Source organism: Xenorhabdus koppenhoeferi, from assembly GCF_900116635.1.
In the GTDB taxonomy this organism is placed as follows: Bacteria; Pseudomonadota; Gammaproteobacteria; order Enterobacterales; family Enterobacteriaceae; genus Xenorhabdus; species Xenorhabdus koppenhoeferi.
In genome coordinates, this window is record NZ_FPBJ01000004.1 from 1 (window position 1) to 13,393 (window position 13,393).

Here is a 13,393-nt window from a genome sequence, read left to right on the forward strand (position 1 = left end):
GCAGAACAAGAGGGGCAAGTCACATCAATCTTTGCCATTTGAATGTTCTCCAAATAGACAGACTATACATGATTCAATAGATTGATGTCACGACCCAGAATACTGTTAAATAAACTAGAGACTAATCCCAAAAATGTGTGCAATATCTAACCTTTTGAACATTTGATTTCATTAATTCCTATACTGCACTGGTATTAAAAAAATCAATCGGTTATCTAAATTCCATCAAAGCTATCCACTCGCCGTTTCTGCTCATCACTGAGATTGAACGAAAACTCTTCATGCTCAATCTGCCATGTGCCAAAGCTCATCAGGAACGCAATTGCAGGGTCTATCTTATTTGCTGATTTCTTCTTATTCGGTTTGATATTGGCGTTCGCGTCAGTTTCCATCACTACATTAGACATTGCCCACGCAAGTACTGGATCGCCGTTGTGACGAATGACTTTGCGGTTAACGAACACCTCCGGCGTTCATCACAGCGGGTAAGACTTCCGCCGTGGAGGGGGAAACATGAAGACAGAATATTTACAAAAACTTTAACTTTAGCTTTAACTTTAACTTTAACTTTAACTTTAACTTTAAATGATCAGCCTTGATCATTCGAAGTATTTATACAAATGTTTATACACAGTATGCTGCAAGAATGGGATAACGCTAATAAACACTGGAACAATATACAGTCTTTTATTTTATTATCCATTTGATTTTATTTGAATTTAAAATAACACCTGATAGCATGAGAACTTAAGAAATGAAAATACGGCAATATTGAGAAAATTAGTAATAATCAATTCGCCTTTCGGCCACGGGCGAGAAAGCGTATTCGCTAATGTAGAAGGACAAAGAGGCTTGTCCCTAATACCGACAGAAGGCAGGAGAGTTATTTTTGGTAGAAAATAACAGAAGGGGCGTGAAAAAAACGCCCCAATGAAGTGCTTTGAAAGTTAGATATTCAGCTAATGCAAATGTTCTTTATTCTAATCTATACCATCCCATTAACATAATATAACCATTAGTAATATCGATTATTTCCCTGTGGCCAGTATTTGATGTTGTTCCAGAAACAGTATGGTGATGGGCACCAATATTTACAGAATGGGCATGATTGCCCTGAGTATCTGTGTATGCAACTTTTTCATTGGATTTATAGCTGGCTCCACGAATTACCACTCCTTTCTGAATATACCCTCCCCATACAGGTTCCTGACTTTGATCATATGATAACGCCGTAGCATGTTTATGCTCACCTGTAACACTGGTTGATTTTATTCCATAATCAAATGAATCGGTTGTAGCTGAAAATGAGTGATTATGGGGAGGGAGTTGCGAAGCTTTCAGTGTGATAGCATCATTTCCTCCTATTGATAAAATGTCGGAACCGTCTAAAGCTCCCAGCCTGATAGTTTTATTTTCGCCAATATATTTCCAGACTGTGTCAGGGAATAGAATATTTGGATCTTTACTTTGAGCAAAAAATGTAACAATCCCAACAGGATATAATATATCAATAGTTACAGCATGTTTTTCCCGTTCTAATGCCAATTCATCTTCAGATAACGTTTTTATTGTGCGTTTCTTATTTTGAATGCTCATACTGATTCCTCATGTATTAACAAAGTACATTGCTAGTTAAGCCAAAGAGGTTTAATTGGAAATATCTTTGGCAATATGAGGCGGTGGGATACTTCTCCGCCTGTGAACATCAATAAAATCAGTTCATCAATACTGGAGAGTACGGCTGGGCTAAATTCAGCTGGTTAATATTTAGTAAATTGTATGCTTTGATGGCAGAATGGCACAAAATAACAGATGGTAAACAATAAAATTTATCAAATAACTGATAATACTTGGTGCTATAAAGGTGGAATATTCTATAAAGATGGTTGAATGCCAAATATCATAGTTATTTGATTATTAATCATTTATTCTCAGTAATAGAAGCAAGTAAAGTCCATAAATTAACTAAATGCCGTCAAAATTAGCCAAAAGCGGTTGCTCAAGGTTCAGTACTGTACATTGTCGGTGAAGGTGGCGGCATTGGTGTATCACGGAGAAGAAATGTATAACACGTGATACCCATTTCCAGATGAATCTTGCGAGAAAACGCAACGAAGAATGATAAAACGAAGAATGATAAATAGTGTCACACGTTAATCATTTCAGCCAAAATAGCCCGTAATCAAATTGATATGTTCACTATTTAATTGGCCTGACTCACTCAACAAGCCTATCCATGCTTTCATGTAGTCATATTTCGCCTGAGACAGTTCACGGCGGATGGTATAGAGTTGCTGTTCTGCATTCAAAATATCGACATTCACCCGCTGCCCCAACGCGACACTTTTCTGGGTTGCCTCCACTTGCAATTCAGCAGCTTTCAGAGAGTTTTCATAGGCTCGTATCCGCTTTTCACCATTCATGCAAGCGTTATAATGGCGGCGAAGCGTATTTAATATCTCGCCCGTCTGGGCATCCATCTCATATTTAGTCTTGCCATAATTCGCTGCGGACTGACGCAGGGCAGCCGAGGTTCCACCGCCATTGTAGAGGTTCATTGAGACACGTAAGCCAACAGAATCTGTCCGGTATTTTTGATCGATACTGTTATCACTGCTGGATTTATTTTCACTATGGGAAGCGTATAGTTCCAGTTTAGGCAGAAATCCCGCCCGGTTGCTCTCAATATCCTGATACGCCACATCCATTTTCTGCCGTGTAGCCGCCAGCTGGGGGTTATGCCACAACGCCCGTTGTTCCCAATCCGCATACTGTTCTGCATCCAGTTTGATGATTTTGAACTTGGGGACGTTGGACAGGCGATTAATCGGTAAGTCTGTCGGCAATGATATGCCAACCAATAATTGTAAGCCGCGGATGGCGGCATCCAGTTCATCCTGTACGGTTAACTCATCCGCCATTACTTGGCTATAACGGGCCTCAGTTTCAGCCACATCCGTGCGGGTACCTTCCCCAGAAACAAACAATTTCTGATTGCGCACCAATTGTTCTTCATAAACAACCCGCTGCTGGGTAACTTGTTCCAACCTGTCTTGTGCATAAGCCACCGCCACATAGCTGTTGACAACTCTGACTGCCAGTTGCTGACTATCCGAGCGAAAACGGGCATCACTCATCAATGCATAGGCCTGACGGGTGCGGTAACGTGCCCAAGCCTCGAAATCGATTAATGGCTGGGTCAGAAGCACCGTACTGCTGTAACTGCGATATTGCCGATTACGGCTCTCTTTGGTGTTCCTGCCCCGTAGATCGACAGCATGAGATACCATCTTCTGCCCATTTTTCGGCGCATTCTGATAACTGAATGATAATCTGGGCAATAACTCCGCCAACCCAAGATTTTTCTCCTCCTGTCCCGCTTCCTGCGCTTTAATGGCAGCCTGAAAGGTGGGATCGTGCTGTAAAGCCAACGCATAAGCCTCTGTCAAGGAGAGCGCTCTGGCAAAACCAGCAAAGATGGATGTCCCCATTAATAACAGCGTCAAACATAGAGGCAGTAACAAAATGCGCCCATAGGTAACTCCGTGATGCCTCAACATCGCCCTTACTCCTCAATCAGTGACGTGGATGCCCTGTCCACCAACGGCTTGAACAGATAACTCAGCAGAGAGCGTGAACCAGTTTTGACGAATACCTCAACGGGCATGCCCGGTTTAATATTCAATCCCGCCAGTTTTTCCATGCTTTCCGGCATGACTCTTAATCGCATCTGGTAATAAGGCTCTCTTGTGATGTCATCCACCAAACGGTCGGCGGAAACCACCGCCACTTTCCCCGTAACTTTCGGTGTCCGGCTCTGGTTGAAAGCCGTAAACATCAAATCTACCTCCTGTCCCACGGCAACCTTGTCAATCAGACTCACCATCAGTCGTGTCTCCACTTCAAGCGCACTTTGGGCAGGCAGAATTTCCATTAGCTTTTCACCGGAAGCGACCACCCCACCTTGGGTAAACACGGTTAACCCGACGACCACCCCCTCTACCGGAGCAATAATGGCGGTGTGCGACAGATCGAATTGCGCCGTTTCCAGTTTATTTTTCAACTCATTCGCCAGTACCTGCACATCCGACAGTTGGCTGCGCACTTCACGCTGATAATCTGCCTGACGTTGGATCACCCGCTGTTGTGTTTCCTGTCTCTGCTTTTCAAGCTGCCCCATTCGCCCCGCCATTTCGGCCATGCCGCCACTTAATTCGCTTTGGCTACGCAGTAACTCCAGATAACGGTTACGGGGAAAATAGCCCTCTTCCGTCAGGGGACGCAAATTCGTCATCTGCTCTTTGAGCGAATCCTGTTGCTGCTGTTTGCTCACCAGCGCTGCCCTCAGCCCTTTGATCTGGAAATTCAGCCCCTCTTCAGCCTGATGCATTCCGGCCAGATCACTGCGCAATATTTCACGGCGTGATAAAAAGAGCTGTTTCTGCAATGCCAAAATATCGTGAATGCGGGGTTCTGACTGTTCCGTCAACAATGCGGAAGGAAAAACGATCACCTCCAGTCCCTGTTGCTCTGCCAGCAATCGCGCTTCCGTCGCCTGTGTGGTGTACAGTTGCTGTTTGAGGGAATCAATCTGCGCATTGACCTGCACCTGACTCAGCTGAACCAAAACCTGACCAGCCTTGACCTGTTGCCCCTCTTTCACCTGAATTTGCCGGATAATCCCATTAACAGGAGACTGAACTGTTTTACGGTTACCATCCACGACGACCGTCCCCGAAGAAGCCACGCCTTTATCCAGTGGTGCCAACGCCGCCCAAATGAGAAATCCCAAAATGCCGATGCCAATAATCAGCCAGCCGGTTCGCAGGTAACGATTCGCATCCAGCGGCAATAATTCCGATGCCTCTTGTTGGGCATCTTCTGCATTATTCTGATAAGACATATTTACTCCCGGATAGCCATCTTCCAAGAATTACAATAGGGTTGAATCATGTTACGACGCACGTTCAGCCGCTTTTAGCGGTGATTGTGGTTGTGACGAAGCCTGAGCCTGAGATTGAGACAGCGCCGCCATGACTTGCTGGGAAGGACCAAACAGCTTCATTTTTCCCTGAACCAGCAGCAAGATTTTGTTTGTCTGCGACAGCAATGCCGGCCGATGAGTGACGACGATGACGGTTTTACCTTGCTCCCGCAATTGTGTAATCGCATGACTGAGCGCTTTTTCACCCATATCATCCAGATTCGAGTTAGGTTCATCCAATACCACCAGCGACGGGTTGCCGTACAAAGCGCGAGCCAGACCGATTCGCTGCTTTTGTCCGCCCGATAGCCCCATTCCCCCCGCTCCAATCAGCGTGTCATAACCCTGCTCAAGATTAAGCACTAATTCATGGACACCCGCTTTTTTCGCTGCTTCAATGACTTTTTCAGGATCAACATCACTAAAACGGGCTATATTCTCTGCAATCGTGCCACCAAACAGTTCAATGTCCTGCGGAAGATAGCCGACAAATGCTCCTAATGCATCTTTGTTCCACTGGTAAATATCAGCATCATCAAGCCGCACCACACCTTCCTGCGCAGGCCAAATGCCTACCAGCAAACGTGCCAGAGTGGATTTCCCCGACGCGCTGGGACCAATCACGCCCAGAACATCACCAGAATTCAGGGCAATGCTGATATCTTGTAAAACATACTGGGTATTTTGTACCCCCCCGTTTTGTGAGGCTTGTAAGACCCGAGTCTTACGCGGTGGGATTGCTGACACTTTCTCCAGCCGCAATTCCCCTTTTGGCGCTGGCAATGACATACCACTTCTGCGCTCTGGCTGTGCTTCCAGTAACGTGCTTAACCGCTGCCATGATAAACGAGCCGCGCTCAGGCTCTTCCAGGCCTGTATCAACTGCTCAATTGGGGATAACGCTCTCCCCATCAAAATAGAGCCGGCAATCATCATGCCCGGTGTGATATTTCCCGCAATCGCCAGCCAGCCCCCTAATCCCAGAATCAACGATTGCAGAGCCATGCGGACAGTTTTAGTTATGGCAGTGATCGATGCAGATCGCTCACTGGCGATACGCTGAAAATGAAGAAAGCGTTTATGTAAATCAAACCAACGACGACGCAATGCCGGTAACATGCCAAGCGCTTCAATCACTTCCGCATTGCGCAAATTAGTGCTGGCCAAATGAGTGGAACGTAAAGAGAGGTTACTGGCTTCTGCCAAGGGCGCTTGAGATAACCACTGATTCAATACCGCCAGCGTGATCAAAATGATCGCCCCTGCCAGCGCCAATAAACCCAGATACGGGCTGAACAGGAAAATGACACAGAGATAGAGAGGGAACCAAGGAGCATCAAAAAAGGCAAACAGAGCATTGCCTGTCAGAAACTGACGGATAGTCGCCAAATCATTGAGCATCTGCCCGGCATCTGTTAAACCGCTTTTTAAGTTGGATTCATACGAAGCAGTATAAACCCGCTGGTTCAGGCACATATCAAACTGACTGCCAATGCGGATCACGACCTGACTCCGAATATATTCCAGCCCGCCCATGATGGCAAACATCCCCAGAGTGATAAGCGTGAGCATCAGCAGGGTCATTTCATTGCTGGATGGCAACACCCGATCATATACCTGCAACATATAAACAGAAGGAACCAACATCAGCATATTACTGAATGCCGTAAATAATCCAAGAGTCCAGAAAACCCCGCTACGGGCACGGATAACATCCGTGATTTCGTCCTTCGGAAAACGTAGTTTCACAGCCATCCCTTTATCATGTTTTACTTCGTTACTGCCTTCGCAGTACCATTAAATGTCATGACCAGTTCCTTGCCATCAACAAAGTAAGCGATCCACTGTTCCGATTCATGGCTAAAAAAGGCCAGGCTGTTACCATCATCATTGGTTAATGCGATGCCATCAGGAGACGGATACCATCCTTCAACAGGCTGCCCAATCAATTCAGTCACACAAGAATCACCTTTCACAGCCCAAATTGAACCTTCAGGTAGACGGTTATCAGTCAATTCAATACTACACAGCTCATTCCCATCGGAGAGTTGCCATAATCCTTTCAATTCATCGACTGCTGGAAGTCTCAAACTACTGGCCATACATCCTCCTACAAAAAAGAGGGATAAAATTATTGATAAACTCAATTTCGGAAAAAGTGATAAAAGGGAATTAAAGAAAACAGGCAATAAACTTCGATATTTATATAACATGGTTACCCCCTTTCCATAATACTGCCGCACACCTGGAGGCATACGGCAGTATTTCGTTATTGTGATGAACTCATCAGACGATGAAATCTGCCTCAGTTAACGGTTGCCCGATCACTTTCACCAGAAAATCATTGCCAGCCAGATCACCACCGAGGCTGATCTCCAAATCGGTTGCTTGATTCTCTTCATCATAAGTGAACAGTACTTCGCCCGCCTTACCTGAGAACGAATCCACGAATTTGATATCGCCAGTGCCGCCGAAATTGAAATCAGACAGGTCAATCTTGTCTTCACCAGAGATAAAGTCATGAATCCAATCTGGGTTATCTTTCAATGATTCTTTTCCATTCAGATAAACAAATGTATCGTTGCCTTCACCGCCCCACAAATGATCACCGCCGAGGCCACCATAAATGATGTCATCACCTGCGCCGCCTTTCAGGATGTTATCAGCGCTGTTACCCACCAGAATGTCGTTCCCACTGCCGCCGATCGCGTTTTCAATCACAACGCCACGGGCGATGGAAACATTGCCTTTCAAGCCACCAACATCAGAGAAAGCGCCTTCATTCAGGTTAATACGCTGATTTTGAGTAAAGCCGGAGAAATCAAAGGTATCTTCGCCGCCAGCATCCCAGACACTGAAAATGAGTTTGCTATTAGCATCGGTAGCCGTCATGAAATCGCGCTCGGTATTGGAATTGAAACCGTACACAGTATCATCCTTGCGAGTTTCCATATTCGCGCCATATAACTCCTGAATGGCGGAAATATCATTCAGCAAAGGTGCAGATGAATACCCATATTTGAAATCTTGCCCCGTGATTTTTTCACTGAAGTAACTCATGACGGTATAGGCACGGGAATCTTCGAAATATTTCGCTTTATTGGCATAACTCGGACGAACTTTATCAGAACCGTCATAATCGGCAGGATGTTCTAGTCCTAATGCATGTCCAATTTCATGAGTGAATGTCTGACGGATATAACCATTCACATCAATATCATTGTCTACAAAAGTATGGCTTTTCGCATTATACCAAGTATAAACCGTTTTCTGTCCCTGTGGCAGATTTGCAAATGCATAATCATTGTTAAGGCTATGATCAAATAAACCAAAAATGATATTGGCCTTATTAAGACTCGCTTCGGTAAATTTAATATTGGCAACATCAGACCAAGATTGTAAAGAAAGTTTCGCAGCTTCTTCGTGCTCTTCATTAAAAGCACTGAAACCGGTAATCTTAAAGTAAGGCATGAACAGTGGTTCTGATTCCATGAAGTTATACGATAATTCTAATGTTCCAGAAGAATTAACGTATTTATTGCCCCATTTATAATGACCACGCACAAGCTCACCCGGCGCTTCATCTGCGGCTGGCTCATGTACAACAAGAATATTAGGATCAGAATTTGGAACATAGGCTGTGAGAAGTGAGTTAACATCCTGAACAGAATTGGAATCAGATAACCCCGCATAGGTATATTTTTTCGTTGAGGTCATATAAATCTCCTATAAAACAACATGAATATCCTAAAACCCGAAATATTAGTAGTAACGGGAGCTAAAGTTTTAAATTCTCTAGAAATAAAACTCCAGAATAAAATAGCGTTAGTTCTTGTCTGTGTAAAAATAATTAATATATCTTTTTAGAATACATATTAAACAAATTTAGTTTATATATTTAATTATTAGATCTTAAATAACTTTTTTGATAACAAAAAAACAGTATTATTTATTATTAAATAATACTGTTTTTATCTACTGAGGATTGATCTTAAGAAAGAATTATCTTTTAACCCTTCCCTTTTTCAAATTGCGCTTTTTTTATACAATTTGAAATTTATTAAACCCCAAAATCATCAATAATCTCGTTCATGTGCATATACAGACCAAATACGGCGAACATGTACCGTGATCTCTTCACGATCGTGATACAAGTGTTTAGCCTGAATTTGAACATTCACACCATTTTCTTTTAATTGCTGTTCCATTTTCAGCAAAATATGAGCTACTTCTTCGTTGCGCTTTTTCATTGGCAACTTAAGGTTGAAGATCGCCTCACGACACCAGCTTTTTGTCATCCAATCCGTTATTAACTGTGCAACTTTGGCAGGTTTCTCAACCATGTCACAAACCAGCCAATAAATATTTTTCACTGTTGGTTCAAATTTGAAGCCATCCACTCGATGATGCTTCACTTGACCCGTTTCCATCAGACTATCAGCCATCCGGCCATTATCTACCGCATGAACCAGCATACTGCGTTTCACAAGCTGGTAAGTCCAACCTCCGGGACAAGCACCAAGATCGACGGCATGAAGGCCGCTGCTCAAACGCTCTTCCCATTCGTCATAAGGAATAAACACATGAAAGGCTTCTTCAAGTTTCAGTGTTGAACGGCTTGGCGCATCTGATGGGAATTTCAGGCGGGGAATGCCCATATAGAAACGGGAATTATTGTTACTGTAGGAATAACCCACATAGCAGCAACCCGGCGCAATGAAAAAGATATGGATCACAGGACGGTTGTGATTTTCTTTCGCCAGTAAAAGTTTTTCCTGGCGCAACGCATTTCGCAACGGAACCGTAAATTTACGGCAGAATTTCATCAATTCCTTACTTTCATTCGTATCCGGTACTTCTACACGCAGCTCGCCTGCCCGTTCAACCACACCGATCAACATACCAACAATCGGCGTAATACGATCTTCCTGCGGCAAATCTTTCAGCAATTCACCAACAACCAACATTTGGCGGGCAAAAATCAACTCCTTAAACGGAATTTCACGGATCAAACGGTCGGCATCATCAGGCTGATAACACTCAAACAGCACATATCCACTGTTTTCTTTCACGCGGGCAAAACCGTAAATCTCTTTCTTACCCGCTTTATCGGTAATTTCCGCCGCACACTCTTTTTCAAAACCAGGGCGGCAATATAAAGCAACTTTATTCATGGCTAAGCGCCGATTTCCTTAGACGCAGAGCGCCAATTAATACACATAACCAACCAATCAGAAAACCGAACCCATCAATTGGTGTCAGATACACTAAAAATTTTAGTGGTAAAGATAAAAAAGCCAGACAATAAAGACTGCCACTAAACAGCACAATTGGATATATAGCTATTGGATATATTGAGTAATAAACCCTAACCTCTCCTGCTCTGTCGCAGCTTGCGTCAGTATCCATTTCCGAAAAGCCACAATCTTACCCAATTCTGCCTGATTATCGTGACAAACCAAATAAAATGCGTTCTTACTGACCAAAACATCATTGAATGGGCAGACAAGGCGACCTGCATCAATTTCATTTTGTGCCATGACATTATTGGCAAGAGCAACCCCCTGACCATGCACAGCAGCCTGAATTACCATGGAGCTATGACTGAATATTGGCCCCTGCTGGACATTGATATGCTGTTGCATATCAAGCTGGCGAATATAGGCCTGCCAATCCCTCCGGGATAAGTCATGCAACAAAGTATGTTTGGCAAGATCTGCGGGCGTTTTTAATGGGCGATCTCCCATCAGCAACGAAGGGGAACAAACAGGCAGCAGATATTCGGGATAGAGCCGATCTGTCCTCAAACCCGGCCAGTTGCCTCGCCCATAAAAAATCGCCACATCAACATCATCAGCCAGTTTATCCTCTTCCCTATCTATCGCCTGAATTCTGACATCAATGCCCGGAAAACTCTGATTAAAGCCAGAAAGTCGGGGAACCAGCCATTGAATGGCAAAGCTGGGAGATAAACTGACCGTTAATGCACCTTTAGCGATGCGTGCCTGAAGCTTACGAGTTGCTTCATTAATCGCGATAAAAATCTCTTTAATATCGAGATAATAACTCTGCCCATCTTCGGTTAGCAGTAGCGAACGGTTACGACGACGAAAAAGCTTCAATCCCAGAAAATCTTCCAAGCTTTTCATCTGATGACTAACAGCAGCCTGAGTCACAAATAATTCTTCTGCTGCTTTAGTAAAACTTAAATGACGGGCAGCGGCATCAAAAACTCGTAACGCATTAAGTGGAGGTAAACGTTTGGACATGTTCATTTCTTAATATGGTGGTGACGATACCGGTAACTCTTTTCGTTCAGGTATTAGTTTTTATAATCCGAATCATTATAATTTTTCCATTGATGATATACCAGCAAATCCCTATAGTGTGCGCACTTCCTAAGCCGGAACGAAAAGCCTCTTTGTAGCAATACATTGATACTTTTGGCTTTGTGGTTGTGATGTTGTGTTTGCAAGTTGTCTGGGATTACCAGACCTTGTAGCTTAGGCTACTATTTTTTCACTTCCTGTACATTTACCCTGTCTGTCCATAGTGATTTTTTAATGCACCGCAATTGCGGTGCTTTTTTTCTCAACTTTCCTGTAGAATCCTTCCTAACCTGATTAAAGAAAAACTTATTCTTTATCACACAACGATTAAATTAACATCATTTATGAAAGCCTTTGACTCAGAAAAATTCCGCCAGCGATTTCCTGCCCTGCAACAATCAACCATATTTCTGGACAGTGCCGCTACGGCATTAAAACCAATATGCATGATTGAAGCGACCAAGCACTATTACCAAAACCACAGTGCAACGGTTCATCGCAGCCAACACGCCACTGCACAAGCCATGACCGCTCGTTATGAACAGGCTCGATCACTGGTATCGGAATTGATTAACGCGCCATTACCTGAAGATATCATCTGGACAAAAGGCACTACTGAATCCATTAACTTAGTCGCACAAAGTTACTTTCGCCCTCGCCTGAGTGCTGGCGATGAAATCATAGTCAGCGAACAGGAACATCATTCCAACCTGCTTCCGTGGCTGATTCTGGCAGAACAGACCGAAGCCAAAATCGTTAAATGGCCAATAGGCAACCACCGTCAGCCAGAAATAGCGACGCTCGCAGAACTGTTGAATGAAAAAAGCCGACTGATTGCCATCAGCCAGATGTCGAACGTGACTGGTGCCACAGTGGATCTCACCCGGGTCACAACACTCGCACATCAATATAATTGCCGGGTACTGGTTGATGGCGCTCAGGGTATCGTGCATTCTGCCGTTGATGTGCAACAATTGAATATCGATTTTTACGCTTTTTCTGCCCATAAACTGTATGGTCCGAACGGATTGGGCGTGCTGTACGGCAAAAGTGAGTTGCTGAATATGATGTCACCGTGGCATGGGGGCGGAAAAATGCTGACCCGAGTTTCATTCGAGGGTTTCACACCGGAAGCCGTACCTTATCGCTTTGAAGCAGGTACCCCGAATGTCGCCGGTGTAATCGGATTTGCAGCAACCCTGGAATGGTTGAAAACCGTCGATATCCAGCTTGCCGAATCCCATGCAATCGCCCTGACGGATTATGCCGAGCAACAACTCAGTACCTTACCGGGATTTATCAGTTACCGTACGGCGAACTCCTGTCTTCTGGCTTTTAATATTGCAGGAATACATCACAGTGATCTAGCAACCTTAATTGCTGAACAGAATATTTCACTGCGTTCAGGCCAGCATTGTGCCCAGCCTCTGCTGGATGCCCTGTGCGTCAATGGTTGTCTGCGCGCCTCATTCATGCCTTATAATAATCAACAAGATGCAGATAAACTGGTCAGCGCTGTGAAATTTGCCCTGTCGCTGCTGAATGATGAATAATGAATAATGAATAATGAACGGATTAAAAACCCTAATAAACTCACCGCAAGATACATAACCGATGACACAACTTTCAGATACTATCCTTGCACCGCACCCGTTTGGAACGGAAATCACGGAGCAACAACTTATTGAACTCTTCCAGCAATGCAAATTATGGGAAGATCGCTATCGGCAGCTGATTCTGTTAGCCAGAAAACTGCCGACTTTAGCGGATGAATTAAAACAACAAAACATTGAAATGCCCGGCTGCGAAAATCGCGTCTGGCTGGGGCATCAATTACGCCCTGACGGCCATCTGCATTTTTACGCTGATAGCGAAGGCCGCATTGTCAAAGGGTTATTAGCCGTTATATTGACCGTCGTAGAAAACAAAACACCAGCACAGATTTTACAAACACCTTTAACGGAATTATTCCAGCAACTCGGTCTCACACAGCAATTAAGTGGCTCACGGCTCAATGGCGTGAAATCCTTGATTAATACCATCAAGGATATTGCCCGTACCTATATACAGTAGAGACTGC

The 13,393-nt window shown here is 44.1% G+C and carries 10 protein-coding genes and 3 pseudogenes; 2 read left to right on the top strand and 11 right to left on the bottom strand.

The features are described from left to right. Positions 1 to 215: 215 nt before the first annotated feature. From BM329_RS01990 to BM329_RS02040, 11 genes and pseudogenes are all read right to left on the bottom strand, one after another. A pseudogene (locus BM329_RS01990) lies at positions 216 to 467 on the bottom strand (terminase TerL endonuclease subunit); the annotation flags it as partial. 300 nt (positions 468 to 767) lie between these two features. Further along, positions 768 to 848 (bottom strand): annotated as a pseudogene (locus BM329_RS15175) (helix-turn-helix domain-containing protein); the annotation flags it as partial. Positions 849 to 975: 127 nt separating this feature from the next. Beyond that, positions 976 to 1,596: a phage baseplate protein gene (locus BM329_RS02000; RefSeq protein WP_245758988.1), complete on the bottom strand. Its 621-nt coding sequence runs from the start codon at positions 1,594 to 1,596 to the stop codon at positions 976 to 978. A 566-nt stretch (positions 1,597 to 2,162) separates the two neighbouring features. After that, positions 2,163 to 3,560, bottom strand: a complete 1,398-nt coding sequence (locus BM329_RS02005; protein WP_092548144.1) for a TolC family outer membrane protein — start codon at positions 3,558 to 3,560, stop codon at positions 2,163 to 2,165. Positions 3,561 to 3,565: 5 nt separating this feature from the next. Next, a complete protein-coding gene (locus BM329_RS02010) occupies positions 3,566 to 4,903 on the bottom strand; it encodes an HlyD family type I secretion periplasmic adaptor subunit (protein WP_092548147.1) in 1,338 nt (445 codons plus the stop codon). Positions 4,904 to 4,954: 51 nt separating this feature from the next. Then, entirely contained in the window at positions 4,955 to 6,739 is a 1,785-nt protein-coding gene (locus tag BM329_RS02015; RefSeq protein WP_177216163.1) for a type I secretion system permease/ATPase, read from the bottom strand. A gap of 14 nt (positions 6,740 to 6,753) precedes the next feature. Beyond that, positions 6,754 to 7,086 (bottom strand): AprI/Inh family metalloprotease inhibitor, encoded by a 333-nt coding sequence (locus BM329_RS02020; protein ID WP_092548150.1) that lies wholly within the window; start codon positions 7,084 to 7,086, stop codon positions 6,754 to 6,756. Between the two features lie 184 nt (positions 7,087 to 7,270). Continuing rightward, positions 7,271 to 8,701, bottom strand: coding sequence for a serralysin family metalloprotease (locus BM329_RS02025; protein WP_092548153.1), 1,431 nt, complete (start codon positions 8,699 to 8,701; stop codon positions 7,271 to 7,273). Between the two features lie 359 nt (positions 8,702 to 9,060). Further along, a complete protein-coding gene (rlmM, locus tag BM329_RS02030; protein WP_092548157.1) occupies positions 9,061 to 10,158 on the bottom strand; it encodes a 23S rRNA (cytidine(2498)-2'-O)-methyltransferase RlmM in 1,098 nt (365 codons plus the stop codon). Beyond that, positions 10,151 to 10,315, bottom strand: a pseudogene (locus tag BM329_RS15260) (DUF423 domain-containing protein); the annotation flags it as partial. The pseudogene BM329_RS15260 and the gene rlmM, both read right to left, overlap by 8 nt. A gap of 11 nt (positions 10,316 to 10,326) precedes the next feature. After that, positions 10,327 to 11,253 carry a transcriptional regulator GcvA gene (locus tag BM329_RS02040; RefSeq protein WP_092548160.1) on the bottom strand — a complete coding sequence of 309 codons (927 nt, stop codon included), beginning with the start codon at positions 11,251 to 11,253 and terminating at the stop codon, positions 10,327 to 10,329. A gap of 404 nt (positions 11,254 to 11,657) precedes the next feature. Here BM329_RS02040 and csdA point away from each other — a divergent pair, with 404 nt between their 5' ends. Continuing rightward, the gene (gene csdA, locus BM329_RS02045; protein ID WP_092548163.1) at positions 11,658 to 12,866 is read left to right on the top strand and encodes a cysteine desulfurase CsdA; all 1,209 of its coding nucleotides are present in this window, start codon (positions 11,658 to 11,660) and stop codon (positions 12,864 to 12,866) included. A 61-nt stretch (positions 12,867 to 12,927) separates the two neighbouring features. Beyond that, the gene (gene csdE / locus BM329_RS02050) at positions 12,928 to 13,386 is read left to right on the top strand and encodes a cysteine desulfurase sulfur acceptor subunit CsdE (RefSeq protein ID WP_092548166.1); all 459 of its coding nucleotides are present in this window, start codon (positions 12,928 to 12,930) and stop codon (positions 13,384 to 13,386) included. Positions 13,387 to 13,393: the final 7 nt, after the last annotated feature.

Coding starts and splice junctions, on each gene's coding strand:
- BM329_RS02040 (WP_092548160.1), bottom strand. CDS start 11,253: ATGTCCAAACGTTTACCTCCACTTAATGCGTTACGAGTTTTTGATGCC.
- BM329_RS02020 (WP_092548150.1), bottom strand. CDS start 7,086: ATGGCCAGTAGTTTGAGACTTCCAGCAGTCGATGAATTGAAAGGATTA.
- BM329_RS02000 (WP_245758988.1), bottom strand. CDS start 1,596: ATGAGCATTCAAAATAAGAAACGCACAATAAAAACGTTATCTGAAGAT.
- csdE (WP_092548166.1), top strand. CDS start 12,928: ATGACACAACTTTCAGATACTATCCTTGCACCGCACCCGTTTGGAACG.
- BM329_RS02025 (WP_092548153.1), bottom strand. CDS start 8,701: ATGACCTCAACGAAAAAATATACCTATGCGGGGTTATCTGATTCCAAT.
- rlmM (WP_092548157.1), bottom strand. CDS start 10,158: ATGAATAAAGTTGCTTTATATTGCCGCCCTGGTTTTGAAAAAGAGTGT.
- BM329_RS02005 (WP_092548144.1), bottom strand. CDS start 3,560: ATGTTGAGGCATCACGGAGTTACCTATGGGCGCATTTTGTTACTGCCT.
- BM329_RS02015 (WP_177216163.1), bottom strand. CDS start 6,739: ATGGCTGTGAAACTACGTTTTCCGAAGGACGAAATCACGGATGTTATC.
- BM329_RS02010 (WP_092548147.1), bottom strand. CDS start 4,903: ATGTCTTATCAGAATAATGCAGAAGATGCCCAACAAGAGGCATCGGAA.
- csdA (WP_092548163.1), top strand. CDS start 11,658: ATGAAAGCCTTTGACTCAGAAAAATTCCGCCAGCGATTTCCTGCCCTG.